The sequence below is a fragment of the Paracoccus aminovorans genome (assembly GCF_001546115.1).
Taxonomy (GTDB): Bacteria; Pseudomonadota; Alphaproteobacteria; order Rhodobacterales; family Rhodobacteraceae; genus Paracoccus; species Paracoccus aminovorans_B.
Map to the genome: position 1 here is coordinate 354,976 of NZ_KQ955209.1, position 26,007 is coordinate 380,982.

Below are 26,007 nucleotides of genomic sequence, written 5' to 3' on the forward strand. Positions count from 1 at the left end.
GGAAAATCACGGATAAGCGCCGTTTCGGCGGCAGCGCGCCGGTCCCTGGCCCCGTGGCTCGGAAGGTGACGCCGATGCGCGCCGGCCCGGCTGCCCGTAAGACCGCGTCGCCCTGACCACCCGCCTCAGCCCGGACTGACACCCCACCAATGCTGCGTGCGTTCGCAGTGATAGGCGATAGCCTCGGTGGTCGCGGCGCTGTCGCGGCGCTCCAGGGCAGCGATGATCGCCAGATGCTCCTCCATCGCCGAGCGGACGCGCTCCTGCACGAAGGGCCGGACGCGCTGGAAGATCGCGATGCGGATGCGGTTGCTTTCGTAATCGGCGCGCAGCATCGGGTTGCCCAGCCCGCGCGCCAGGAAGTCATGCAGCGACAGGTCGACCTGGATCGCCTGCGCCGACAACTCGGGCGTGCCGGCGCCGCGCGCGGTCTCGCGCATCCGCTCATGCGCCTGGCGCAGCGCGGCCAGCTCGCCGGCATCGAGGCCGCCGCGGATCCAGCGCCGCGCCCCCTCCTGGTCCAGCACCATGCGCAGGTCGAGGCTGTCGCGGATCGTCGCCGGCTCGGCCTCGAGGATCTGCACGCCGCGCTTGGGGATCACGTCCAGCCAGCCCGAGACCTGGCCGTGGCGCGTCGCCTCGCGCACGGCGGCGATGGGCACGCGCAGGATCTCGACCAGCTGCGGCATGGACAGGAACTGCCCGGCCCGCAACGCGCCCGAGCGCAGCGCCTCGGTCAGCGCCAGCAGCGCGCGCGTGTTCAGCATCTCTTCCTCGCCCATGCTCCCGCCCAATCCTTCCCGCCAGATTCGCACCAGTCTAGCGCCTTTATTTTCAATTTATGCAGTAAGGTTATACCAGGAATTCTATATAGACGCTTTCATAGAATAATATGTAACATTTTAGTTGCAAGCTCAGATATCGGGCTGCTCCGCCGCACTCCGGCGGCTGCCATCGGAACGGGAGGTAACCATGGCACCTGAGAATATGACGGCGCGCTGCCCCGCATATGGCGCGCGCAACCCCGCGGCGACAAGGGGATGACGATGGACCAGAACATCCTGCGCGACAAGCAAGCGCATCATCACGGCGCCGCCCTGGATGAGGCGGTCCCGCCCGGGGTCTCGGCCAATCTTTACAACCGCGACCTGGCCCCGACCCTGAAGCAGGGCCGAACCTGGAGCGCCTACAACATCTTCGCCCTCTGGGCCAATGACGTGCACAGCCTGGGCAATTATTCCTTTGCCATCGGGCTTTTCGCGCTGGGACTCGGCGGATGGCAGATCCTGGCCGCGCTGCTGTTCGGCGCGGCCTTCCTGTTCGTGCTGCTGAACCTGTCGGGCTTCATGGGCATCAAGACCGGCGTGCCCTTCCCGGTAATGAGCCGCATCAGCTTCGGCACCCGCGGCGCCCAGATCCCGGCGCTGATCCGGGGCGGCGTGGCCATCGTCTGGTTCGGCATCCAGACCTATCTGGCCTCGATGGTGCTCGACGTGCTGCTGATCGCGCTGATGCCCGGGCTTGCGCCGCTGGCGCAGCAGATGGTGCTGGGCCTGTCGGTGCTGGGCTGGATCAGCTTCACCCTGCTCTGGATCGTCCAGGTCGTCATCGCCTGCTACGGCATGGAAAGCATCCGCAAATACGAGGCCTTCGCCGGCCCGGTGATCCTGGTCACCTTCGTCGCGCTGGCGGGCTGGATGCTCTACAGCGCCGGCGGCCGGCTGCAATGGAGCCCGCCGAACCCGCTCTCCGGCGGCGCGATGTGGGCGCAGATCCTGGGCGGCGCCTCGCTCTGGGTGGCGATCTATGGCACCTTCGTGCTGAACTTCTGCGACTTCACCCGCGGCGCCACCTCGCGCCAGGCGGTGGTGCGCGGCAATTTCTGGGGCATCCCGATCAACATGCTGATCTTTGGCCTGATCGTGGTGATCCTGACCGGCGGCCAGCTGTCGATCGACGGCACGCTGATCCAAAGCCCGACCGACGTGGTGCAGAGCATTCCCAGCAAGCCGCTGCTGGTGCTGGCCAGCCTGTCGCTGCTGATCCTGACCATCGCCGTGAACCTGATGGCGAATTTCGTGGCCCCGGCCTTCGCGCTGGCGAACCTGTTCCCGCGTCACCTCGACTTCCGCCGGGCGGCGGTGGTCAGCGCGCTGATCGGCTTCGTCATCCTGCCCTGGAACCTCTACAACTCGCCCATCGTCATCGTCTATTTCCTGGGCGCGCTCGGGGCTTTCCTGGGACCGCTGTTCGGAATCGTGATGGCCGACTACTGGCTGATCCGCAAGCAGCAGGTCGACGTGCCGGCGCTCTACAGCGACAGCGCCGCCGGTCCCTATCACTATGTCAACGGCATCAACCCCAAGGCGATCCAGGCGCTGATCCCCTCGGCCGCGATCTCGCTTCTGTTCGCCTTCCTGCCGGCGCTGCATTCGCTGTCGCAATTCTCGTGGTTCATCGCCGCGGGCCTGGGGGCGCTGCTCTACACCCTGATCGCGCCCAAGGGCCTGACCTATGCCGACCGCGATGGCGAATCCATCGCCGTCGCCACCAGCCACTGAACGGAGACCGTCGCAATGCGTATCCTTGTCGTGAACGTCAACACGACCGAAACCATGACCCATGGCATCGCGGAGTCGGCTCGCAAGGCCGCCGCCCCGGGCACCGAGATCGTGGCTCTGACCCCGCGCTTCGGCGCCGAATCGGTCGAGGGCAATTTCGAGAGCTATCTCGCGGCGGTGGGGGTGATGGACGCGGTCATGCGCTATGACCAGCCCTTCGACGCGGTGATCCAGGCCGGCTATGGCGAGCATGGGCGCGAGGGGTTGCAGGAGCTGCTCGAGGTGCCGGTGGTCGACATCACCGAGGCCGCCGCCTCGACCGCGATGTTCCTCGGCCACAAGTATTCGGTGGTGACCACGCTCGACCGCGCCGTGCCGATGATCGAGGACCGGCTGAAGCTCGCCGGGCTTTACGACCGCTGCGCCTCGGTCCGGGCCAGCGGCATGGCGGTGCTCGAGCTGGAAACCCAGCCCGAGCGCGCGGTCGAGACCATCGTCGAGCAGGCCGCCGCCGCCGTCACCCAGGACCATGCCGAGGTGATCTGCCTGGGCTGCGGCGGCATGGCCGAGCTTGAGGCCAAGGTCCGCGCCCGCACCGGCGTGCCGGTGGTGGACGGGGTCGCGGCCGCCGTCACCATCGCCGAGTCGCTGGTGCGGCTGGGGCTGAAGACCTCGAAGGTGCGCACCTATGCCCCGCCGCGGCCGAAACGCATCACCGGCTTCCCGCTGGCCGGGCTCTGACAGCGGCCTGTCCTGACCGGCGCCGGGCGGGGAACCCCCCGTGCGGCGTCGCGATTCCGCCCGGGGTTTCGGCTGCCGTGGGCTCAGCCCAATCCCGGCTCGGTGATCGTCAGGATGGCCCGCGCCAGCGCCAGCGCCTGTTCCAGCGGCAAGGCGAACTGATGCACCTGCGCCGCCGACAGCCGCGCGCCGGGCGGCAGGTCTTGCTGGCCATCGAAACGCAACAGCACGCAACGCTGATCCTGCATCCTGGCCTCGACGGCGACGCTGCCGTGGGAAACAAGCGCCACCGGCTGCTCATCCTCGCAGTCGACGACGAATCCCTGGCTGTTGATGCGGAACATGTCGGTGCCTTTCCTTCGGACGCAGGACGGCAAGACCGCCGAACCGCCTATCTCCGGTTTCCCTGTTGATGCAACGCAGGATAAGCCCGCCGCGCCTGAATATCACATCGGTCGAAGGAAAAAAAACAGGGGATAGATGTCGTTAGGCCACGGCGGCGCCACGCGCACAGGTGGCGGAAATGGCAAAGGCAGCCCCGGGGGGCTGCCTGCATCGGGCCGGAACGGCTGCCTGGCTGCCGCTTATTCGGCGGCGAACTGGGTCGCGAATTCCCCGCACCAGTCGTTCGAACTGACCACCGGCCAGAAGCCGCGGCTGTCGGCATCCTTCTGGGTCACGGGCGGCTTGGCGCGGCACAGGCCGGCGTCGGCGAGCTGGCTGTCGGAATTGGCTGCATGGTTTTCGAAGAACGCGCATGCGCTGCACGAAGAATGGGCCATGGGGCTTCCTTTGCTTGCTGGTCCTGGATGGCTGGCTGGCGAAATGCTGGCTGGCTGTCTCTTGACCGCGATATAGGCGGCCCCCGCAGAAGCGTCAATAGAAAATCGAACGATTTCATATAGTTGACAGTTTATATCGGGCGCTTTCCCCTGACAGAAACAGTCGGATCGCCCGCGGCGGTCCGGCAACTCGGATCGGGATGAAAAACCGCGGCCGGATGACGCCCGGCCGCGCACCACTGACCAGCGGCAGGGCCCGCGCACAGAACCTATTTCGTGGTATAGCCGCCGTTCACCAGGATGGTCTGGCCGGTCATCCACCAGCCCTCGGTCACCAGGAAGCGGATCCAGGGCACGATGTCCTCGATGTCGGTCAGCCCGGTCTTGCTGAAGGGCGACAGCGCCGCGGCGGATTTGTGATAGGCCTGCGCCTCGGGCGATTCCTGGCCATAGAAAAAGGGCGTATCCATCGGACCGGGGCCGATGGCGGTGACGGAGATCCCCCGCTCGCCCAGTTCCTTGGACGCGGCGCGGGTGAAATGCTCGACCGGCGCCTTGGTGCCGGCATAGCTGGCATAGAAGGGCGTATAGGCGCCCAGCAGCGAGGTCACCAGCGTGCAGATCGCGCCATTGTCGTTGACCGCCCGGCCGGCCTCTTTCAGGAAGAAAAAGGCGGATTTGGCGTTCACCGCGCTCATCTCGTCATATTCCGCCTCCGAGATTTCGGCCATGGGCTTCTTCAGCACCTTGCCCACGGTGTTGATGGCGATGTCGGGCCGGCCGAAGGCGGCGACGGCCTCGGCGAACAGCGTCTCGACCGCGCCGGCCGTGGTCAGGTCGGCCTGGATCGCCAGCGCCTCGGCGCCCGCCGCCTTGACCGCCGCCACGGTGTCCTGCGCGTCGCCGGCGCTGGCGTCGCTGTTGTAATGCACGACCACCGCGCGGGCGCCCTGCGCGGCGAAGTCGCGCGCGATCAGCCCGCCCAGGTTCTTGGCCCCGCCGGCAATCAGAATGACCTTGTCCTTGATGTTGCGCTCCGTCATGGCCGTTCTCCTTGTCGAAATCCGTGGCGGCACTCTATGTTCGGAAAATCGGATATAAATCCGCTTGCTCTGACTTCACCTGTCAAGGATCGCGAACAATGGACCGGCTCGACCTCTATCGCATCCTGATCCGCGTCATCGAAACCCGCAGCTTCACCCGCGCGGCGGACGGGTTGCAGATGCCGCGCTCCTCGGTCTCGGCCGCGGTGGCCGAGCTCGAGGCGCGGCTGGGCGCGCGGCTGCTGAACCGCACCACGCGCAGCGTCACCCCGACCCCCGAGGGCGAGGAGTTCCGCGACCGCTGCCTGGCGTTCCTGGCCGAGGCCGAGGAGATCGAGGCGATGTTCCGCACCGGCGCCCGGCGGGTCGCGGGCCGGGTGCGCATCGACGTGCCCGGGCGCATCGGCCGGCTGATCCTGGCCCCGGCGCTGCCGGAGTTCCTGGCCGCCTGGCCCGGCATCGCGGTCGAGCTCGGCGCCAGCGACCGGGCGGTGGACCTGGTGGGCGAACAGGTGGACCTGGCGCTGCGCGTGGGACGCTTGCCCGATTCCGGCCTGCGCGCCCGCCGCATCGGCGAGATCGCCCAGATCAATGTCGCCAGTCCCGCCTATCTGGCCCGCCGCGGCACCCCCGCCGACCCGGCCGATCTGGGCGCGCATCTCCAGGTCGGCTATGCCTCGCCGCAAAGCGGCCGGGTCGCGGATTGGGAGTGGCAGGAGGGCGGGCGCAGCCACGGCCGCGCCCTGCCCTGGCAGGTCAGCGCCAACAGCGCCGAGACCTATATCGCCGCCGCGCTGGCCGGGCTGGGGCTGATCCAGATCCCGGCCTATGACGTGGCCGGGCACCTGGCGGCGGGCGCGCTGGTCGAGGTCATGCCGCGCCACCGCCCGGCGCCGATGCCGATGCACCTGGTCCTGGCGCATCCGCGCCCGCCGCGGCGCGTGCAGGTGCTGGCCGACTGGCTGGAGCCGCTGCTGCGCCGCCGGCTCGCGCCCCCGGGCTGAGGCTCAGTCCCTGCCGCCCCTTTTGCGATAGGGCGTCTCGCCATACTGGGCGCGGTAGCATTTCGAGAAATGCGCGGTGCTGGCGAAGCCGCAGGCGAGCGCGATCTCGATCACGCTCATCTCGGTCTGCGCCAGCAGGTTCTGCGCCCGCTCCAGCCGCAGCGCCATGTAATGCCGCTTGGGCGAGTGGCCGAGATAGCGCGCGAACAGCCGCTCGAGCTGGCGCGGCGACAGGCCGGCGTCCTGCGCCAGCCGCGCCGGGCTCAGCGGCTCCTCGATATTGGCCTCCATCCGCGCCACCACCTGCGCCAGGCGCGGGTGGCGCGCGCCCAGCCGCACCGGCACCGACTGGCGCTGGTGGTCCTCCTCGGAGCGGATCGCGGTGTGGATCATCTGGTCGGCCACCCGCCCGGCCAGCGCCGCGCCGTGGTCGCGGGCGATCTGGCGCAGCATCAGGTCGATGGCCGCGGTGCCGCCGGCGGCGGTCAGGCGGTTGCCGTCCTCGACGAAGACGGTGCGGATCAGGGTGGTGTCGGGGAATTTTTCGGCGAAGGCGTCCTGGTTTTCCCAATGGATGGTGCAGCGCCGGCCGGCGAGCAGCCCGGCCTCGGCCAGCACCCAGGCGCCGGTGCAGAGCGCGCCGATGCGGGCGCCGCGCCGGGCCTCGCGCCTGAGCCAGGCCAGCACCGGGCGCGCGGCGGCGCGGGCGACGTCGAGCCCGCCGCAGACCAGCACGGTATCGCCGCGGCTGCCGTCCTCGAGGCCCCCGTCCAGCATGATGCGGGCGCCGTTCGAGCAGTGGGCGAAGCCGCCGCCCTCGCCGACCAGCCGCCAGTCGTAGAGCGGGCGCCCGGCGATGCGGTTCGCCAGCCGCAGCGGCTCGATGGCGGCGGCAAAGGACGCCAGCGTGAACCGGTCCAGAAGCAGGAAGACGTAGCGGGCGGGGCGGGGGTCTGGCGCGATCTCGGTCATGGCTTGGACAAGGTGGTTGCGGCCTGCCGCGCCGGAACGCCGCGGCAGGCCGGTTTCGTCAATGCAGGCGATCCTTCAGCCCGCCGGTATGCGGGTCGATCTCCTCGAAATGGCCATGCACCTCGATATCGTCCAGAAGCCCCTTCCACAGCGAGCCGCAAAGCCCGACCATGACCAGCAGGAAAGGCGCGGCCGCGATGATCGAGGCGGTCTGCAGCCCGTCGAGCCCGCCCATCACCAGGAGCACCGAGGCGGCGGCGGCGGCAAGCACGCCCCACAGCACCACGATGCCGGCCCTGGGCTGGGGCGTCCCGCGCGAGGACAGCATGCCCATCACCACCGAGGCCGCATCGGCGCCCGAGACGAAGAAGATCGCCACCAGGAACATCGCCACCACCGAGGTCAGCGAGGCCAGCGGGTATTGCTCCAGCAGCGCAAAGAGCGAGACCGGCGCGCCCTTGTCGGCGATGGCCTCGACCAGCCCGCCCGGGCCCATCAGCTCGGAATGCAGGGCGCTGCCGCCCATGACGGTGAACCAGACGAAGGTCACGGCGCTGGGGATCACCAGCACGCCCACGACGAATTCGCGGATGGTGCGCCCGCGCGAGATGCGGGCGATGAACACGCCGACGAAGGGCGCCCAGGAAATCCACCAGGCCCAGTAGAAGATGGTCCAGCTGGCCAGCCACTTGCTGTCGCTGAAAGCCGAGGTGCGGAAGGACATCGACACCAGGTCGCCGAAATAATAGCCCATCGCCTCGATCAGCGTGTCGAGCATGAAGACCGTCGGCCCCAGCGCTGCCAGGAACAGCAGGAGCAGCAGCGCGATCAGCATGTTCATGTTGCTGAGGAACTGGATGCCCTTGCCCACGCCCGAGACCGCCGACAGGATGAACAGAATCGAGAGCACGGCAATGATGCTCAGCGCGATGCCCGCGCTTTCGCCGGTGCCCCACAGGTAGTTCATGCCGCTGTTGATCTGCTGCGCGCCCAGGCCCAGCGAGGTCGCGGTGCCGAACAGCGTCGCGATGATCGCCAGCACGTCGATGGTGCGCCCGATCGGCCCGTGGATGCGGTCGCCCAACAGCGGGTGGAAGGCGCTCGACACCAGCGTCGGCAGGTCGCGGCGATAGCTGAAATAGGCCATCGCCAGCCCGGCCATGGCATAGATCGCCCAGGGGTGCAGCGCCCAGTGGAAATAGGCGTATTGCATGGCGACCAGCGCCGCCTCGCGCGTCTGCGGCTGCGCCAGGCCATGCGGCGGCGTGCCGAAATGGCTGACCGGCTCGGCCACGCCCCAGAACATCAGGCCGATGCCCATGCCGACGCTGAACATCATGCAGATCCAGGACCGGGTCGAGAATTCCGGCACCTCGTCGTCATGGCCCAGCTTGATGCGGCCGAAGCGGCTGAAGGCCAGGAAGACCGCGAAAGCCAGGAAGAAGGCCGTCGAGATGACGAAACTCCAGCCGAAGACCCGGATGATCCAGGCCAGCACGGCGCCGGCGATGCCGGCCAGGCTGTCGGGGGCGGCGACGCCCCACAGGACAAATCCCAGGGCGATGGCGATGGCGGGCCAGAACACGCCCGCGTCCAGCCCCCTGCCGGGTGTTTCCTTCATGCGAAATCCTCCCTCTGTCGATGATCTGCTCAAGAAATGTCAGGCCCGGCCGGGCGCCTCCCCGCCCAGCCAGCCGGCGTCGACCTGGCGCCGATGCGCGGTCAGCGCGTTGCGCATCAGCATGGCGACGGTGACCGGGCCGACGCCGCCTGGGACCGGGGTGATCCAGCCCGCGACCTCGCGCACGCGGTCGGTGTCCACGTCGCCCAGGACGCGGATGCCGCCCTCCGCATCGGCGACCTGGTTGATGCCGATGTCGATCACCGCCGCGCCGGGCTTGATCATCTCGGGGCCGATCAGATGCGGCTTGCCCACCGCCACGACCACCGCATCGGCGCGGCGCGAATGCATCGCGACCGAGCGGGTCATGTGGTGGCAGACGGTGACGGTGGCGCCTTCGGCCATCAGCATGAAGGCGGCGGGCTTGCCGACGATCTCGGAATGGCCGATCATCACCACCTCGAGCCCCTGCAGGGGCAGGCCGGTCTGGCGCAACAGCTCGACCGCGGCGGCCGCGGTGCAGGGCGCCAAGGCGATGTCGTTATAGACGATGTTGCCGATCGAGGCCGGGTTCATGCCCTCGACGTCCTTCAGCGGATGGATCGCCGATTGCAGCGAGCGGACATGGATATGCGCCGGCACCGGGCGCTGCAGGATGATGCCCAGCACGGCGCCGTCGTCGTTCAGCGCCAGGATGCGGCGCTTGGCCTCCTCGGGCGCGATCCCGGCGGGCCAGACCTGCTGCTCGAAGGGCAGGCCGGCGCGTTCGGCGCCGCGCGCCTGGTTGCGGACATAGACCTGAACCTCGGGCGAGGGCCCGATCGAGACCGAGACCAGCCGCCCCACCGGCCGCAGCTGCCGTTCGCGGGCAAAGGCCTCGTTCAGCTCGGACAGGATGCGGCGCTGCACGGCCCGGCCGTCGATCAGGCGGTGGTCGGTCTGGCTTCGGTCGGGCTGGGTCGGCATGCCGGGCGATCCTTCCTGCTGTGGCGTCTGGGTCCGTGGCGGGTCGCGGCGCATCGGCCGGGCAGGCGCCGTCGGCCGCGACCATGCGGCACCGCCGGCCGCATCTGCGGCAATCAACCGACATGTCAGGGGAAAAAACCGTCACGCCGCCGGCATTGGCGGGTGGTCGCGGATCAGGGGCTGGCCAGCGCCTCGACCGGGCTCAGCCTTACGGCGCGGATCGCCGGCACCAGGCCGAATCCCGCGCCCATCAGCGTGGCGCCGGCCGGCGCGCCAAGCGCGACCGTGACCGAAAACACCACCGGCATGCCGAAGCCCCAGGCCGCGGTCGCGGCGACGCCGCCGGCCAGAGCCAGCCCGGCGATGCCGCCAAGCGCCGAGAGCAGCACCGTCTCGGTCAGGAACTGGGTCGGATTTCGCGCATCGAGGCGCCAGTCGCGGCGCGGATGCCGATCTCGCACGTGCGCACGCGCACGGCGATAAACATGATGTTCATCGCCCCCGATGCCGCCGACGAAGATCGAGATCGCCGCGATGGCGCCCAGCAGCAGATTCTGCGTGGCGCGCTCGGCCTCGGCCTGGCGAAAGGCGCCAGTGGCGTCGGTCAGCCAGAAATCCTCGGCGCCGTGGCGCTGGATCATCACCTCGCGCAAGAGCGCGTAGGTTTCCGCCAGCCGCGCCATGTCGTGCAGGGCGACGACGATCACCGACAGCTCGTCCGGCCCATAGACCCGGCTTTCCAGGCTGCTGAAGCGGCATCAGGACCAGCTTGTCGCGGTCGCTGCCCTCGTCGTCCAGCCCCTTGGATTCGAGCACGCCGCCGACCAGGAAGGGCGACATGTTGACCATGACGAATTCGCCGGTCGGGTCGCGCCCGCCCGGAAACAGCGTGCCGGCCACGGTGGCGCCCAGCAGGACCACCGGGCTGCACGCGCAAAAGGCAATGACGGTCTGGCTGTGCGAGACGGCCGCCCCGGAAAGGGGCCGCGGATCCTGGCCCAGGGAAAGCCAGGCGCAGCCGGGCGGATGGCGGGACCGCGCGCCCCGCCATCCGGGCCCGGCTCAGAACTGGCCGCGCAGGGTCAGGGTGGCGTTCCTGGGCTCGCCATACCAGTTGCCACCGCTGGGCGTGCCGAGCGTGGCGTAATAGGTCTTGTCGAAGACATTGGTCACGTTCAGCGCCAGGCTCCAGCGGTCGTCGATCTGGTAATTCACATGCGCGTCCCAGACCGCATAGCCGCCCTGCCGGATCGCGAACTCCGGCTGCGTCCAGCCGGCATCGGTCATGACCCAATAGGTGCCGGTGTTGGCATGCCGGCTTTTCACCGTCACGCCACCGCCCACGGTCCATTTGGAATAGGCGCCCGGCAGGTTGTAGTCGGTCCACAGCTTGAAGATGTGCTTGGGCGTCAGCGCGCTATAGACCACGTTTTCCTTTTCGTTCCTGTTCTGGTTCCAGGTATAGCCGGCAAAGACCTGCCAGCCCGGCGAGACCTCGCCCGAGACCTCCAGCTCCAGCCCCTGGCTGACGATCTCGCCCAGCGGCAGGTAGAAGCGGCTGTTCTCGCCATAGGCCAGGTCCTGAATCGCCTCACCCTTGCGCTCGATGCGATAGAGCGCGGCCGAGACGTTCAGCGCCCCGTCCAGCACCGCGCCCTTGGCCCCCAGCTCGAAGTTGCGGCCGGTGATCGGGTCCAGCTGGGTCGGGTTCTCGGGCGGGCCGGCAAACATGTTGCCCTGCGGCTTGTAGATCTCGGTCAGGCTGGCATAGGCGGTCCAGTCCGGCGTCACGTCATAGGTGACGGCGGCATAGGGCGTGAAGATGCCGGTTTCCTGCCAGTGGTAGCTGGTGTCGCGCTCGACGAGATCGCCGTTGTCGTCGTAAAGCTCGTAGATGTCGCGATGCTTGTAGTTGCCGTTGCGGCCGCCGACGATGACATGCGCCTTGTCGGTCACGGCCATGTCCAGCCGGGCATAGATGCCCTGCTGCTTGCCGCCCCAGGCCGGCCAGCCGTGGTCGCGCCGCAGGAAGGTCGGTTCCGGCAGCACCACGCCGGGGAAATCGTCCAGGCCAAGCTCGCCGTCGGGGAAGGCCGTGCTGTAGCGGTTGCGGATCTGCTTGCCCTCGCTCATCCGCCAGTCGGCGCCGGCGGTCAGCTTGTAATCCACGCCCCAGGCGCGGAAGCGGCCGGTGACGCTCAGGTCCACGCCCTTGGAGTGGTTGCCGTCATCCTCGGACGAGACGCTCGGCGCGCCGAACAGCCCCGTTTCCGGGTCGACCGGGCCGCCGACGTTCAGCTTGAGATAGTCGAAATCGTATTTCTGCTGCATGGCGTTCAGCTTCACCGACCAGTCGTCGTTGAAGCGGTGTTCGGCGGTGAAGAAGGTCTCGCGGATGGTGGTGTCGCGCCTGGCCCAGTCCGGATTCAGCGCCAGGTCGCGCGGCAGGCCCAGCTGGCTGCCGTCGAGGAAGGTCGGCAGGCCCGCTTGCCAATGCGTGCCGTATTGGTGCTGATAGGTCACACCGCCGCTGATCGTGGTGTCGGGCGTCAGGTCGTATTCCAGGATGCCGTAAAGGACCTGCTTCTCCTCGTCCGCCGGCGCATAGAAATACTCGCGGTCCTGCCAGACGCCGACCACCCGGCCGCGCAGCCGGCCATCGAAACCGATGGGGCCGCCGATATCGGCCTCGAGCCGGCGGTTGTTCCAGCTGCCATAGGCCAGCGACACCGATGAACGCACCTCGTCCGTCGGCCGCTTGCGCGCCAGGTTGATGGTGCCGCCCGGCTCGCCCGCGGCCGAGAACAGCCCCTCGGCGCCGCGCAGCACCTCGACCCGGTCATAGATCGCCAGGTCGAAATCCGGCCGGAAGGTCGAGGTATACGAGGTTCCCATATTGTCGATCTGGTAATTGTCGATGACGAACCCGCGCGAACGGAACTCGGGGTTGCCCATGCCATCCGTGGTGGCGACGATGCCCGGCGCCTTGGCCATGGCTTCGGACATCATGGTCAGGTTCTGGTCCTCGAGCGCCTGGTCGGTCAGCACGGTGACAGATTGCGGCACCTCCCGCAGCGACTCGGCGCCGCGCGCGATGCTGGCCGCCTCGGTCGCATAGCTGCCGCTGCCCTCGGTGGTGGCGCCGGCGCCATGCAGGGTCACGGTTTCCAGCACCACCTCGCCCGCGGCGCCCGGTGCGGCGCTGCCCTGGGCTTGCGGCCCGACCAGCACATAGCGGCCGGCGCCGGCCGATTGCAGCCGGAAGCCGCTGCCGGCAAGCAGCCGGGCAAAGCCCTGCTCGACCGTATAGCTGCCGCTGATCCCGGCGCTTTGCCGCCCGGCCAGGTCCGAGGGCTGATAGACCAGCTGCACGCCCGAGGCGGCGGCATAGCGGGCCAGCACGTCGCTGAGCCGCCCGGGCCCGATGGCATAGTCGCGCGCCTGGGCCGTGGCGGGGGCGGCGATGATGGTGCCCAGTGCCGTGCCGAGCAGCAGCGCCCGGGCGACAGTCAGGCCGGCGGAAACGGCAAGCGCACGCGCGGCGGCCGCCGGGGCGCAGGTCAGGTGGTTCATGCGATGTGGTCCTTGGCTCAGAGGGTCGCGGCGGGCTGGCGCTCGGGCTGGCGGCCTTTCCTCATTCACCGGACGAGCGGCGAAATGTGATCACCCCCGCGCGAAAAATCTTCAGCCGCGCGGCACGACCACCACCCACCAGGGTGTGCGGCGCTGGATGCGCACCGGCAGGGTCCGGGCCAGCAGGTCCAGCGCGCCCTCGGTATCGGCTAGCGAGATCGCGCCCGAAACCCGGATCGCCGCTACTTGGCGGTCGCAGCGCAGGATGCCGTGGCGATAGCGCGCCATCTCGGCCAGCACCTCGGCCAGCGGCATGTCCTGCGCAAGCAGCATGCCCTGTTCCCAGATCGCGGCGCTGTCGTCCACCGGGCGCGGGGGCCAGACCCCCGTTTCCGAGAATTCCGCCTGCGCCCCGGCCCCGAGCCGCTGCGGCGCGCCCCGGCTGGGCCGGATCTCGACCGCGTCGCGGAACACCGCCACCCGCACCCGCCCGTCGAGTTCGCGCAGGCCGAAGCGCGTGCCCAGCGCCCGCACCTCGCCGAAGGCGGTCCCGACCAGCAGCGGGCGGGCGACCGGGGCCGGGTCGGGGCTGGTGGTGACCAGGATCTCGCCGCCGCGCAGCTCGATGCGGCGCTCGGCTGCGGTAAAGGCGATGTCGGCGGCGCTGTCGGTGTTCAGCACCAGCGCCGAGGCATCGGGCAGCGCCAGCCTGCGCCGCTCGCCCACCGCGGTCGCGGCGTCGGCGCGCCATTTCTGCCAAGGCTGCTGCCCGGCCAGGGCGCCGGCCGCGCCGGTCGCGGCCAGCCCCGCCAGCAGGACCAGCGCCCGGCGCCGGCCGGGCTGCGGGTCGACCTGGCCAAGCACCTGCCGGCCCAGGCCCGGCGGCAGGCGCTCGAAGCTCTGGAACACTGCCTGCGCCCGCTGCCAGGCAGCGGCGTGCTGCGGCCCCTGCGCCAGCCAGTCGCGAAAGGCGGCGCGCTGGGCCGGGTCCGGGTCGCCATAGCGCAGGGCCAGCGCCCAGTCTGCGGCCTGTTCCAGCAATTCGGCGGGCGGCTGCGGCGGCATCAGCAGGCCAGCGCCATGCAGGCCAGAAGCGCCTTGCGGATGTGCCGGCGCACGGTGATGACCGGCATCTGCACCCGGTCCGCGATCTGTTGCAGCGTCAGCCCGTCCAGCTGCGCCAGCAGAAAGACCTCGCGCGTCGGCGCCGGCAGCCGCGCCAGCAGGGCGTCGATGCGGGAAAGCGTCTCGATCACCACCAGCTGCTCTTCGGCCGGGGGCGCGGCGGCGGCGGGCAGATGCGCCAGCGCGTCCAGATAGGCGCGCTCGACCCGCTTGCGGCGCCAATGGTCGACCAGCAGGCCCTTGGCGATATGGGTCAAGAGCGCGCGCGGCCGCGCGCCCAGGCGCAAAGGCTCGCGCCGCGCCGCGATCAGCCGCAGGAAGGTGTCCTGCGCCAGGTCGGCCGCCAAGTCGCCGCCGTCGCCCAGTTGCCCGCGCAGCCAGCCCTGAAGCCAGCCGTGATGATCGGCATAAAGCGCATGGAATTCGCATTTCGGATGCCCGCCGACCGCCACCCTGCCTCCCGTATTCCCTCAGCCCAAGCCGCCCGGGCGCGGCCATCGCGCCGGACAGGAATTCCTTACTGTATTAGGCGGATATTTCCACGCCCGCGCCGGGCAGCGGGCGACGGCGCATGGCGGCTGTCGATTTCATGTCACAATCGCGCAAAAGGCGAAAACCCGGCGCCGGGGCTCGCAAACCTGCCCTTTTCAATATCTTGACGGGATTCCGATTCCTCACGGAAACTTTATCCATTCCCGAGTGCAAGAGGTTTCCCATGACACGCCTGTCGAAACGGCTTGCCACGCCGCTGCTGTGCCTGTCCTTGTGCCTGCCGGCCCAGGCCGACGATGCGGCCAGGATCGTCGGCGGCATCCTGGGCGCCATCGTGCAGGAACAGTCGCGCCAGCAGCAGCAGCGCGACCTGCAGCGCCAGCAGCAATACCAGCAGCAGCAGTATCAGCAACAGCCGCAGCGCCGCCAGCAGAACGCCCAGCGCCAGGCCCCCGCCGCGCCGCAGCCGAAGCAGCCGCGGATGTCGCTGGCCGAGCGCAAGGCCGTGCAGCGCGCCCTGCGCGAGGCCGGCTTCTATGGCGGCGCGATCGACGGGGCCCTTGGCCCGGGCAGCCGCAAGGCCATCGCGGCCTGGCAGGAATCGGTCGGGGCGACGCCCTCGGGCTATCTCGCGCCGCGCCAGGCCAGCACGCTGGTGGCCCAGGCCCCGGCGCCCGACCCGGAACCCGCGCAAGACCATGCCGGGACGGCGCAGCCCGCCGATCAGCCCCTCGATTCGGGCGCGGCCTTCCCCGAGGCGGCCGAGACCGCGCTGTTTCCCGAAACCCCCGCCGAGGGCGCGGCGCCGACCGCCGCCAGCGCAGCGGAGTTCGACCCGGCCGGCGCCGAGGTGATCCGCGACGGCGACCATCTGCATGCCGCCTATCTGTTCTGGGCCCTCAGCCGCGCGCCCGAACAGATCTGGACGCCCACCATCGCCCGCAATTACGGCAAGCTGCCGATGGCCGACGGCAACCCGCCGCCCTATGGCCTGCAGCAGGCGCAGCTGCGCCCGCTGGTCGAGGCCGCCGTGACGCATTACGGCCAGCATCCGCCCCGGCTGGCGGTGCTGGACCTGCCCTTGCAGAAAGGCACCAACAACAAGGACGAGAACGGGCTCGACCAGCGCGCCACGCATTGGTTCCCCGAGATGCGCGGCAACCTGACCGACATCAGCGGCGTGCCGGCCATCACCGCCCTGCAGCTGCGCGGCGCGAGCGGCGGGCTGGAACTGCACCTGGCGTCCGAGAAGCCCTTCTTCCTGGCCGTGCCCGCCGATTATCGCACCGCCTGGGCGCAGCCCGTCAATGGCAGCGGCCGCCCGGTCCTGCGGGTCGAGATGGAACTCTCCGGGCTGGAACCCTCGACCGACCTGACCGCCTGGCCGATGGGCAAGGCCCGCATCGCCATCCAGCGCGCGACGCTGCTGGTCGCCTCGGCCGAAGATCGCGCGACCGGCGCCCGGGACGAACGGGTGCTGCATGTCTGGACCGGCGCCGCGCCCGAGGCGCAAAAGATCGACCGCCCGGCCGATGCCGCCGCCATTGCCGCGATCTACGGCATCCCCGAACAGGCCGGCCGCATCCTGACCACGCCCGAGCGCGACACCCAGACCCGCCGCGTCCAGCGCAAGGACCAGCCCCGCGCCCTGCTGCAGGAGGACGGCTATGGGTCGGGCCAGAACGGGCTGCAACTGCTCGAACTGGCGATGCGGCTCGGGGCGCTGATCGACGCCGGCCCGGACCGTGTGCTGGACCCGCGGCTGGCGCAGCAGGCCGCGAATGCGCTTCTGTCCAGGCGCGAGCGGGTCGAGCTTTTGCCGACCGCGCTGGCCATGGACGGCGCCAGCGGCTATGCCAACGGCCTCAGCGAGCTTTCGGTGCGCAAGGCGATGAACCAGGCCGAGCCGCAGCTGCGCCAGCTGATCTCGGGCCGGGCGCCGCAATTCCCGGTGCCGCTGCGCGCCATCATGCCGGTGCAGCTGGGCGAATACGATTTCGACGCCGGCGGCTTTCCCCTGACCATCCAGCGCGAATATGCGGCCTGGCTGCCGGACCTGGTCTCGGGCCAGCCGCCGGCGGTGCCGCAGTTCTTCCGCATCGACGTGGACAATGCCGAAAAGCTGCTGGCGCATCTGAACAAGGCCGGCAGCATGGGCCAGCGCACCGTCTATCTGGTCGCCGATTACGCCGTGGCCGCGATGCGGGTGCGCCCGGCCGGCAGCGACCCGATCGGCGCGGCCGAGCTCGAGACCGTGGCGCCGCAGGTCCATGTCGAGGCCCTGGCGCTGTTCGCCGATCCCGGCGCCCGCACCCGCATTCGCGACCTCGAGGTGCCGGCGGCGCTGGCCGCGCAGGCGCCGGACCAGGCGCAGGCGCAGGCGGGCGCCGTGCCGGACGAGATCTTCGCCACCTCGGGCAAGTCGCTGATGGCGGCGGTCGCGGTGCGCCATCCCGGCGCGCTCGAGGCGGGCATGCTCGACCCCTACGAGATCGCCAACCTGCCCGCCGACCGGCGCGGCAACCGGGCCGCGGACTATCGCGCCGAACTGCCCGGCCTGGCGCTGGACAGCTATTGGATCGCCGCGGTGATGCTGATCGACGCCTACGACCCCGAGCTGGGCGGCTTTCCGACCCGGCAGGTCAACTTCCAGGCGGTGCCCTATGACAAGGATCTGTCCGGGGTGACGCCGCCGAACCTCGCCGCCGCGAGCCGGACGGATTACGAGCTGCTGCGCGTGCCGGCGGACCAGGCCGTGGCCGTGGCGGGCATGGCGGACGCCAATGGCGCGCTGCACATGTTCCTGAAGGTGCCCATCGTCGATGCCACCGCGCGCGAGGAGGAGCATCCCGCGCTGAAGCTCGGCGCCCCGACCGAGGCGATCTTCGGCCGCGGCAATCAGTTCCCCTGGCCCGATGCGCCTGAACTGCGGCTGGCGCTGGCCGCGCCCGACCGGCTGGCCTGGGTGCTGGCCGATCCCGCCAAGCCCTCGGCCGTGCCCAAGGCGCTGATGCTCGACCCCGAGGGGCTGGACCTTCTGGCGCTGGCCGTGCAGCCCGATCTTTATGACGACGCCGGCTATCGCCGCATGCTGCTGCAACGCATGGCCAAGGAACGCGCGGCCGCGGACGGCACAATGGCGCTGGATTGGGACCGCTTCTTCCGCGACCCGGCCAGGACGATGGAGCCGTCCGAGATCGACGCCATGCTGCCGGCCTTCCGCGACTGGTCCCGGGCCCGGGTGGCGCTGCTGCCGCAGCAGGTGCTGCTGCCGGTGGCGTCGGGCAACACCCATCCGCTGACCGGCTGCCTGGGCGCCAGCGAGCTGGGCCGCATCGGCCAGGAGAACGAGGACAAGCTGTTCAGCGCCAATGCCCAGGGGTTGCTGGGCCAGCCGCTGCCCCGGGTGGAAAAGCTGCTGGCGATGAACGGCAACCGCGCGCGTCCCGGGCCGGCGCGGCTGTGGACGCTGGGCATGGCGGGCCAGGGGCCGGCGTCGAACTGCCAGTATCTGCGCAGCGGCAATGACGGCACCGCCAGCGGCAGCTATGCCGATCTGCTGTTGCAGGTCGATGCCCAGCCGGACCTGGGCCGGCTGGCCGAGACATCGCTGGCCGCCGCCAGCTATGAGCTGACCCTGACCGAGCGCCGCCTGATCCCCGCCGACCAGCTCAGCGCGGCGCCCGAGGGGCTGCGCGGCATGCTGGTGCTGAAGGCCGCCGTGCAGGGAGTGCAGCTTTTCGGCAGCAAGCCCGGCAGCGGCGCCGTCGTCCAGGTCGGCCACCTGCAACCCGGCGACTGGCAGGCGGTGACCGGCACGCCGCCCAAGGCGCAGGACGTGCTGGGCATGACGCTGGGCATGGCGCTGGCCGATTTCGACAAGGCGGCGCGGGCGCATCTGCCGCAGGCCGATGTCTTCGCCACCGTCAAGCCCGGCACGGGCCCGTTCGGCACCGCCACGGGCTATGTCGACCCCGCGACGGGCGAGGCGCTGGCGGCGGTCTATGCCCCGCAATCGCCCGACAAGACCGTGGTCGCGATCATGCGCCAGCTGGAACTCCCCGAAGCCGAGATCTCGGTGGACGGGCTCAAGGCCAGCCTGGTCGAGAAATACGGCCCGGCGATCAGCGAATACCGCGACACCGCATGGGCCTGGGGCACCCTGCCGCCGGACGAAGACGCCTATGGCTTCTGCGGCGGCCCGTCCACGCTCAACCCGCAAAGCGCCGAGGGCCAGCCGGAACTGGGCAGCGACGACCCGGCCGTGCAGCAGCGCGCCCAGGCCAGCCGGCGCGGCGACGCCGGCTTCTGGCGTTCCTTCGGCTGGCCGATGGTGGTGCTGGGCGGCACCGGCACCGGCACCGGCGCCGAGCCGGAACTGGCGCGCTGCGGCCCCGTCGTCACCGTCCGGATCGAGCGTTACGCCAAGCCCGACACGGTGATCCTGCGGCTGTGGCTTCTGAATCGCAAGCTGGCCGAGGACCTGGCCGCCGCAGCGGCACCGGCCGAGCCGCCGAAACCTAAGGTCAAGTTCTAGGGCCGGCCGCCGCCTCGGCGCGGCGGCGGGCTGTCCTTCAGGGTTTCCTTCTGGGTGATCAGCCGGGCCGAGTTCTGCCCGGACAGGAACACCCAGAGCCAGCTCAGCGCCACGAACAGCCGCGAGCGGGTGCCGATCAGGAAATAGATATGGGCGATGCCCCAGACCCACCAGGCGAACCAGCCGGTCATCTTGAAGCGGCCGAATTCGATCACCGCCGCATTGCGCCCGATGGTGGCCAGGTTGCCCATGTCGCGATAGCGGAAATCGCCCGGGGCCGCCGCGCCGCGCAGCCGCGCCCGGATCGCCCTGGCGGCGAACTTGCCCTGCTGCTTGGCGGCCGGCGCCACGCCCGGCACCATGCGGCCGCCCGATTGCACATGCGCCGTGTCGCCCAGAACGAAGACCGCCGGATCGCCGGGCAGCGTCAGCTGCGGCGTGACCAGGACGCGCCCGGCCCGGTCGCCCTCGGCCCCCAGCCATTCGGCGGCGCGCGAGGCCTGCACCCCCGCCGCCCAGATCACCGTGCGCGCCGGGATCTGCTGGCCCGCCAGCATGATGCCCGCGTCCGACAAATCGGTGACCGGGGCGCCGGTCAGAACCTCGACCCCACGCCGTTCCAGCGCCGTGCGGGCGTAATCCGACAGCGTCTCGCTGAAGGCCGGCAGGATGCGCGGCCCGGCCTCGACCAGCAGCACCCGCGCCTGGCGGGTGTCGATGCGGCGGAACTCCGGCGGCAGGATGCGATGCGCCAGCTCGGCGATGATGCCGACCAGCTCGACCCCGGTCGGGCCGGCGCCGATCACGGCGAAGGTCAGCAGCGCCTGGCGCTCGGCCTCGTCCGCGCAGGTCTCGGCCCGCTCGAAGGCCAGAAGCAGCCGGCGCCGGATCGTGGTCGCATCCTCCAGCGTCTTCAGCCCGGGCGCGTCGGCCTCCCAGGCGTCCTTGCCGAAATAGGCGTGGCGGGCGCCGGTGGCGATGACCAGCGTGTCATAGGGCAGCCGCGCGCCGCCGCGCAGGATCACCTCGCGCGCGGCGCGGTCCACGCCCTCGACCGTGGCCAGAAGCGTGGTGACGTCCCTGCGCTCGCGCATCAGCGCCCGGATCGGCCAGGCGATGTCCGAGGTCGCCAGCAGCGTCGTCGCCACCTGATAAAGCAAGGGCTGGAACAGGTGATGGTTGCGCTGGTCGACCAGCGTGATCTGGCATCCGGCGCCCCGCAGCCCCAAGACCACCTGCAAACCGGCGAATCCCGCGCCGATGACCACGACCCGATGTGTCATGCCCCGTTTCCCCGCTGTCCTGTCGCGGGGGTCAGGCTGGCGCATCCGGCGGCAGGGGTCAACGCCGCCCGCGCCGGCATCAGACGAAACGCCCCTCCGGGATGACCGAGGGCGCGAAGGTCTCGGCCGAGGCGCGGCCCCAGCGCTTGTGCCAGTCGCGCAGCTCCTCGGTTTCGCGGTCCGCGACCAGGAAGCCCTGCGGCAGATAGGGGAATGCCTCGTTCCCGTCCGAGAAGGTGCCGTCCTTGTGGCGGAACATGAAGTGATAGGGCAGGAAGTCGCCGGGCGCGCTCAGCCCCGCCGCGCCCGCGATCTCGGCCAGCGCATGCAGGGTGTTCTTGTGGAACCGCGCCACACGCAGCGCCTTGGTCCCGACCTCCAGCCCGCGCTGGCGCAGCTTGTCCTGGGTGGCGATGCCGACCGGGCATGCGTTGGTATGGCAGGACTGCGACTGGATGCAGCCGATGGCGAACATGAAGCCGCGGGCCGAGTTGCACCAATCCGCCCCGAGCGCCAGCGCCCGGGCGATGTCGAAGGCGCTGACGATCTTGCCGGCCGCGCCGATGCGGATGCGCTGCCGCAGCCCGGCGCCGCGCAGGGTATTGTGGACAAAGGCCAGCCCCTCCAGCATCGGCATGCCGACGCGGTTGGTGAACTCCAGGGGCGCCGAGCCGGTGCCGCCCTCTTTCCCGTCGACGACGATGAAGTCGGGCGTGATGCCGGTCTTCAGCATCGCCTTGACGATGCACATGAATTCGCGCCGGTGCCCGATGCACAGCTTGAAGCCCACCGGCTTGCCATCCGACAGTTCGCGCAATTGCGCCACGAACGCCATCAGCCCGACCGGCGTGGAGAAGCTGCTGTGCGAGGGCGGCGAAATGCAGTCCACGCCCATCGGCACGCCGCGCGCCTCGGCGATCTCGGGGCTGATCTTGCGCGCGGGCAGCATGCCGCCATGGCCGGGCTTGGCGCCTTGGCTCAGCTTGATCTCGATCATGCGGATCTGCGGGTCCAGCGCCTGGCTGCGGAATTTCTCGGCCGAGAAGCGGCCCTCTTCGTCCCGGCAGCCGAAATAGCCCGAGGCCACCTGATAGATCAGGTCGCCGCCGTGCTGGCGGTGATAGCGGCTGATGCCGCCCTCGCCCGTGTCATGGGCAAAGCCGCCCAGCTTCGCGCCCTGGTTCAGCGCCATGATCGCATTGGCCGACAGCGCGCCGAAGCTCATGGCCGAGATGTTGTGGAGGCTGGCGGAATAGGGCTGGCGACAGTCCGGCCCGCCGACCAGGACGCGGAAATCGCTGTCGGTGATGACCTTGGGCGCCACGGAATGCGTGACCCAGGCGTAGCCGGCCTCATAGACCTTTTCCGAGGTGCCGAAGGGCTTCTTGTCCTCGACCCCCTTGGCGCGCTGATAGACCAGGCTGCGCGCCTCGCGCGAGAAGGGCAGCTCGTCGCTGTCGCTCTCGATCAGGTATTGCCGGATCTCGGGGCGGATGTCCTCGAGCAGGAAGCGCATGTGGCCGATGATCGGATAGTTGCGCAGCACGGCATGGCGCTTCTGGATCAGGTCGCGGATCCCCAGCAGCACCAGCGCCCCCAGCAGGACCGCCGGTAGCAGCGGCCAGCGCCAGCCCGCCGCGAGCAGCGCCAGCATGACGGACGCGCCAAAGCCGCACAGCGCCAGCACCGAATATCGTTTGAACGCGGGAAGAAATCTCATGCCTTGGCAACCCTGGGTCCGGTTCTTGCCCCGCGCGGCCGCTTGACCCCGGGGGCATCGCCCGCCAGTTTACGCCTGCTCTCGAGCGGTTTGGCAAGGCAGGGGATGCAGCGTAATTTCAGCGAATTGATGCGAAAGCGGCGCTCGGTGCGGGCCTATCTGGACCGCCCGGTGCCGCGAGCCACGGTCGAAGAGATCTGCCGCCTGGCCCGCAGCGCCCCCAGCGGCGCCAACCTGCAGCCGGGGCATTTCCACGTTCTGGCCGGCGGCGCCCTGGCGGATCTGGTGGCGGGCCTGCAGGCCGCGATCGACGCCGGCGCCCCGCAGGCGCGCGAATATTCCTATTTCCCCGAGCCGATGCCGCCCGGGCTGAAGGCCCGGCAGCGCGCGGCGGGCTATGCGCTCTATCAGGCCCTGGGGATCGAGCGGCGCGATCTCGACGGCCGCCGCCGGCAGTTCCGGCGCAACTACGATTTCTTCGGCGCGCCGGTGGGCGTGGTCGTCACCATCGACCGGACCATGGGCAAGGGCTGTTTCATGGACCTGGGGATGAGCCTGATGGGCTTCCTGCTCGCGGCCGAGGCGCATGGCCTGGGCGCGACCGGGATCGGCGCGCTGGCGAATTACGGGCCCCAGGCGCATCGCCTGCTGGCCTTGCCCCCGGATCAGATGGTGGTCTGCGGCCTGGCACTTGGCTGGCCCGACCCGGACGCGCCCGAGAACCGCTTCCGCACCGAACGCGCCGACCTGGCCGAGTTCACCAGCTTCCGCGGCTTCTAGCCCTCGCGCCGCAGCAGGATCGCCGTGCCGAGCCCGCCGGCGGCGGCGATGGCGGCAAGCCCGGCCTGGCCGGGCTCCATATCGTGGAACAGGCGCACGAGGTTGATCGCGCCCGAGGCGCCGATGGGATGCCCCCGCGCCAGGCCGCCGCCGCCGGGGTTGATGCGATCCATGGGCAGGCCGGTTTCGCGGGCGCAGGCGATGGCCTGAACGGCGAAGGCCTCCATCAGTTCCACGATGTGGAGTTCGCTCGCCGTCAGCCCCGCCGCGGCCAGCACCGCGCGGATCGCCGGCACCGGCGCGAGGCCGGGCAATTCGGGATCGGCGCCCAGCGTCGCGCCCGCCAGGATGCGCAGCCGGGGCGTTGCCAGCCGCCGCGCGACGGCATCAGAGACCAGCAGGCAGAACCCCGCCCCATCCGCCGCGACGGCGGTGTTGGCGGCGGTGACGCTGCCCGACAGCGCCTTGGCCCGGGCGCAAAGCGCGGGCGTCAGGCGCCGGGCATAGGGGTCGGCAGCAACGCCGGCGATGGCGGTGATTTCCTGCGCCATGCGGGGCGCCGCGGCCAGCGCGCGGGCGTGGCTGGCGATGGTCCAGGCGTCCTGGTCCGCGCGGGTGATGCGCAGCAGGCGGGCAACGGCCCCGGCGGCCTCGGCCATGTCAGGATCGCGCTCGGGCCAGGGGGTGAAGGGCGGCTGGTCATAGGGCTCGGCTGGGCCGCCCGCGGGGTCGGTGCGCAGGCGCAGGGGGCGGCGGGAATAGCTCTCGGCGCCGCCGGCGATCACCACCTGCGCCCGGCCGGCGCGGATCAGCGCCTCGGCCAGCAGCGCCGCATCCATGCCGCCGCAGCATTGCCGGTCGAGCGTAAGCCCGGCGACCGGCAGGCCGGCGGCCAGCGCCGTGACCCGTGCCGGATTGCCGCCGCTGCCCAGCGCATTGGCCAGGATCAGCTCGTCCACGTCGCCGGGCGCCAGCCCCGCGTCGCGCAGCAGGTCGGCGATCACCGGGGCGGCAAGCTGATGGATCTCCAGGCCGGCGAAGGCCGCACCGCGCGGCACCACGGCGCTGCGGCGGGCGGCGACCACGACCGCCCCGGTCATGGCGCGACCAGCCGGGCCAGCGCCGCCAGATCCGGCTTGTCCGAGCCGAGCAGCGGCAGGCGCGGCAGGAACACCACCCGGCGCGGCGCGGCGTGATCGCCCAGCGCCTCGCGGCAGGCGCGGCGCAGGCGGGCGGCCAGCGCATCGTCGGGCGCACCCTCGACCACCGCAACCACGGCATGGCCGCGCAGCGCGTCGGGCAGCGCCAGCGCGGCGCTGGGGGCGGGGACCAGACCGGCCAGCACCGCCTCGACATCCTCGAGGAACAGGTTGCGGTCCGCGACCGTCACCATGCGGCTTTCGCGACCGCGCAGGAACAGGTTGCCCTGCGCGTCGAGCCAGCCGATGTCGCCGGGTTGCAGATAGCCTTCGGGGCGCGGCGGCGGCGGCAGGTCCGGCTCGGCATAGCCGTCGAAGAGATAGGGGCTGGCGACCCCGATGCGGCCCGCCGCATCCAGCCGCAGATCGACCCCGGGATAGGCGCGGCCGACCGAGCCCTGCGGCGTGGCTGCATCGGCGATGGCGATGAAGCTGGTCTCCGAGGCGCCGTAGAATTCGCGGATCGCCGCATTCGGGCACAGGCCTGCGATGCCGGCGCGGCAGGCCGGGTCCAGCTTGCCGCCGCCGCAGAAGACATGCGTGACGCCGGCCAAGCAACCCGGCCCGGCCAGGAGCAGCCGACGCAATTGCGCGGGCGTGGCATAGAGCACCGTCGCCTGCGCCAGCGCGGCCCGCTGCCGGCGCGGGCTGTCGCCGGCCAGCACCATGAGGCCGGCGCCGAGTTGCAACGCCTCGATGCTGGCGTAAAGCGCCAGCGAATGGCCAAGCTGGCCCAGCACGGCATAGCGGTCGGCGGCCGACAGGCCATAGTGATCGCGGTTGACCCGGAAGCTGGCGAGCCATGAGGCGTGGCTGCGCCGGATGGTCTTGACCCGGCCGCCCGAGCCCGAGCTTTGGCAGCACAGCCAGGCGCCGGGCGCATCGCCCTCGGGGCGGATGCCCTCGAGGCTGGCGTGGATCGGCAGGCCGCGGGCCAGGCAGTCGAGCAGCGCCGCGAGGGCCGCCGCATTCTGCCCGGCGCCGCCGCAGTCCAGCACCGCGCCGGGCCGGGCCGGGGCGAATGCCCCCTGGCTCACAGCCGGGTCTGGGCCGAGCCGGCCGGGCGATGCCAGGCCAGCGTCTGCGGCCGGGCGCGGGCCAGCGCCTGCACCAGCATGCCGGTGATCGCGGCCTTCAAGAGATCGCCCGGGATGAAGACCGCGACCAGGCGGAAGGCCTCGGCCAAGGGCTTGCCGGTGACGATGGCCAGCCCGCCGGCGCCCAGGATATACAGCACGACGATGCCGCCCAGCACCGCGCCGATGCCGGCGACAAGGCCGGCCGGGCGCAGCGCGACGCGCTCGACGAACAGCCCGGTGACAAAGGCCGCGACCGGGAAGCCCAGCGCAAAGCCCGCCGTGGGCGAGGCGAAGACGCCAAGGCCGCCGCGCCCGCCGGCCAGCAGCGGCAGGCCCAGCGCGACCAGCAGCAGGAACAGCCCCGCCGCCGCCGCGCCGCGCCGGGCGCCCAGCACGGCACCGGCCAGCATCACCCCCAGGGTCTGGGCGGTGATCGGCACGCCGAAGCCCAGCGTGATCTGCGGCACCAGCCCCAGCGCCGCGATCATCGCGGCAAACAGCGCGACCTGCGCGATATTGCGTTCCATGG

Annotated in this window: 21 protein-coding genes and 1 pseudogene; 5 read left to right on the forward strand and 17 right to left on the reverse strand. The window is 70.5% G+C overall.

Going from position 1 to position 26,007, the window contains the following annotated elements; translation table 11 throughout:
• Window positions 1-125 precede the first annotated feature (125 nt).
• Window positions 126-782 carry a GntR family transcriptional regulator gene (locus ASV56_RS13655; RefSeq protein ID WP_062562608.1) on the reverse strand — a complete coding sequence of 219 codons (657 nt, stop codon included), beginning with the start codon at window positions 780-782 and terminating at the stop codon, window positions 126-128.
• 264 nt (window positions 783-1,046) lie between these two features.
• On the opposite strand from ASV56_RS13655, the gene ASV56_RS13660 reads away from it, so the two are divergent.
• Window positions 1,047-2,561 carry an NCS1 family nucleobase:cation symporter-1 gene (locus ASV56_RS13660; protein WP_156429170.1) on the forward strand — a complete coding sequence of 505 codons (1,515 nt, stop codon included), beginning with the start codon at window positions 1,047-1,049 and terminating at the stop codon, window positions 2,559-2,561.
• A 15-nt stretch (window positions 2,562-2,576) separates the two neighbouring features.
• Window positions 2,577-3,302: an aspartate/glutamate racemase family protein gene (locus ASV56_RS13665; protein WP_062562610.1), complete on the forward strand. Its 726-nt coding sequence runs from the start codon at window positions 2,577-2,579 to the stop codon at window positions 3,300-3,302.
• An 83-nt stretch (window positions 3,303-3,385) separates the two neighbouring features.
• Here ASV56_RS13665 and ASV56_RS13670 read toward each other — a convergent pair whose 3' ends face one another.
• From ASV56_RS13670 to ASV56_RS13680, 3 genes are all read right to left on the reverse strand, one after another.
• Window positions 3,386-3,646 (reverse strand): hypothetical protein, encoded by a 261-nt coding sequence (locus tag ASV56_RS13670; RefSeq protein ID WP_062562611.1) that lies wholly within the window; start codon window positions 3,644-3,646, stop codon window positions 3,386-3,388.
• 240 nt (window positions 3,647-3,886) lie between these two features.
• Complete coding sequence (locus ASV56_RS13675; protein WP_062562612.1) at window positions 3,887-4,084, reverse strand: hypothetical protein; 198 nt, start codon at window positions 4,082-4,084, stop codon at window positions 3,887-3,889.
• A gap of 269 nt (window positions 4,085-4,353) precedes the next feature.
• Complete coding sequence (locus tag ASV56_RS13680) at window positions 4,354-5,127, reverse strand: SDR family oxidoreductase (RefSeq protein ID WP_062562613.1); 774 nt, start codon at window positions 5,125-5,127, stop codon at window positions 4,354-4,356.
• 98 nt (window positions 5,128-5,225) lie between these two features.
• On the opposite strand from ASV56_RS13680, the gene ASV56_RS13685 reads away from it, so the two are divergent.
• Window positions 5,226-6,131, forward strand: coding sequence for a LysR family transcriptional regulator (locus ASV56_RS13685; protein ID WP_062562614.1), 906 nt, complete (start codon window positions 5,226-5,228; stop codon window positions 6,129-6,131).
• Window positions 6,132-6,134: 3 nt separating this feature from the next.
• On the opposite strand, the gene ASV56_RS13690 is transcribed toward ASV56_RS13685, so the two are convergent.
• The 8 genes and pseudogenes from ASV56_RS13690 to ASV56_RS13720 all read right to left on the reverse strand — a co-directional run bounded on the left by ASV56_RS13690 (window position 6,135) and on the right by ASV56_RS13720 (window position 14,840).
• Window positions 6,135-7,103, reverse strand: coding sequence for a GlxA family transcriptional regulator (locus ASV56_RS13690; RefSeq protein WP_062562615.1), 969 nt, complete (start codon window positions 7,101-7,103; stop codon window positions 6,135-6,137).
• Window positions 7,104-7,161: 58 nt separating this feature from the next.
• Entirely contained in the window at window positions 7,162-8,724 is a 1,563-nt protein-coding gene (locus ASV56_RS13695; protein ID WP_062562616.1) for a BCCT family transporter, read from the reverse strand.
• A 39-nt stretch (window positions 8,725-8,763) separates the two neighbouring features.
• A complete protein-coding gene (locus ASV56_RS13700) occupies window positions 8,764-9,690 on the reverse strand; it encodes a bifunctional 5,10-methylenetetrahydrofolate dehydrogenase/5,10-methenyltetrahydrofolate cyclohydrolase (RefSeq protein ID WP_062562617.1) in 927 nt (308 codons plus the stop codon).
• Window positions 9,691-9,863: 173 nt separating this feature from the next.
• Window positions 9,864-10,397, reverse strand: coding sequence for an ABC transporter permease (locus ASV56_RS13705; RefSeq protein WP_253880035.1), 534 nt, complete (start codon window positions 10,395-10,397; stop codon window positions 9,864-9,866).
• Between the two features lie 97 nt (window positions 10,398-10,494).
• A pseudogene (locus tag ASV56_RS24915) lies at window positions 10,495-10,611 on the reverse strand (hypothetical protein); the annotation flags it as partial.
• Between the two features lie 141 nt (window positions 10,612-10,752).
• Window positions 10,753-13,263: a TonB-dependent siderophore receptor gene (locus ASV56_RS13710; RefSeq protein WP_062562618.1), complete on the reverse strand. Its 2,511-nt coding sequence runs from the start codon at window positions 13,261-13,263 to the stop codon at window positions 10,753-10,755.
• Between the two features lie 111 nt (window positions 13,264-13,374).
• A complete protein-coding gene (locus ASV56_RS13715; RefSeq protein WP_172823774.1) occupies window positions 13,375-14,328 on the reverse strand; it encodes a FecR domain-containing protein in 954 nt (317 codons plus the stop codon).
• Complete coding sequence (locus tag ASV56_RS13720) at window positions 14,328-14,840, reverse strand: sigma-70 family RNA polymerase sigma factor (RefSeq protein WP_062562619.1); 513 nt, start codon at window positions 14,838-14,840, stop codon at window positions 14,328-14,330. Before ASV56_RS13720 ends, ASV56_RS13715 begins: the two co-directional genes overlap by 1 nt.
• A 263-nt stretch (window positions 14,841-15,103) precedes the next feature.
• Here ASV56_RS13720 and ASV56_RS13725 point away from each other — a divergent pair, with 263 nt between their 5' ends.
• The gene (locus tag ASV56_RS13725) at window positions 15,104-19,417 is read left to right on the forward strand and encodes a peptidoglycan-binding protein (protein ID WP_062562620.1); all 4,314 of its coding nucleotides are present in this window, start codon (window positions 15,104-15,106) and stop codon (window positions 19,415-19,417) included.
• Here the strand turns inward: ASV56_RS13725 and ASV56_RS13730 are convergent.
• Window positions 19,414-20,700, reverse strand: a complete 1,287-nt coding sequence (locus tag ASV56_RS13730; RefSeq protein WP_062562621.1) for an NAD(P)/FAD-dependent oxidoreductase — start codon at window positions 20,698-20,700, stop codon at window positions 19,414-19,416. The two genes, ASV56_RS13725 and ASV56_RS13730, sit on opposite strands and share 4 nt — an antisense overlap.
• A 79-nt stretch (window positions 20,701-20,779) precedes the next feature.
• Complete coding sequence (locus tag ASV56_RS13735) at window positions 20,780-22,420, reverse strand: FMN-binding glutamate synthase family protein (protein ID WP_062562622.1); 1,641 nt, start codon at window positions 22,418-22,420, stop codon at window positions 20,780-20,782.
• A 105-nt stretch (window positions 22,421-22,525) separates the two neighbouring features.
• On the opposite strand from ASV56_RS13735, the gene ASV56_RS13740 reads away from it, so the two are divergent.
• Entirely contained in the window at window positions 22,526-23,200 is a 675-nt protein-coding gene (locus tag ASV56_RS13740) for a nitroreductase (RefSeq protein WP_062562623.1), read from the forward strand.
• Here the strand turns inward: ASV56_RS13740 and ASV56_RS13745 are convergent.
• Genes ASV56_RS13745 through ASV56_RS13755 form a run of 3 tightly spaced genes read right to left on the reverse strand, consistent with a single transcriptional unit; the run spans window position 23,197 to window position 26,005 of the window.
• The gene (locus ASV56_RS13745) at window positions 23,197-24,300 is read right to left on the reverse strand and encodes a thiolase family protein (RefSeq protein ID WP_062562624.1); all 1,104 of its coding nucleotides are present in this window, start codon (window positions 24,298-24,300) and stop codon (window positions 23,197-23,199) included. The two genes, ASV56_RS13740 and ASV56_RS13745, sit on opposite strands and share 4 nt — an antisense overlap.
• Window positions 24,297-25,436 carry an AMP-binding protein gene (locus tag ASV56_RS13750; RefSeq protein WP_062562625.1) on the reverse strand — a complete coding sequence of 380 codons (1,140 nt, stop codon included), beginning with the start codon at window positions 25,434-25,436 and terminating at the stop codon, window positions 24,297-24,299. Before ASV56_RS13750 ends, ASV56_RS13745 begins: the two co-directional genes overlap by 4 nt.
• Entirely contained in the window at window positions 25,433-26,005 is a 573-nt protein-coding gene (locus ASV56_RS13755) for a biotin transporter BioY (protein ID WP_062562626.1), read from the reverse strand. Before ASV56_RS13755 ends, ASV56_RS13750 begins: the two co-directional genes overlap by 4 nt.
• Between the last annotated feature and the right edge of the window lie 2 nt (window positions 26,006-26,007).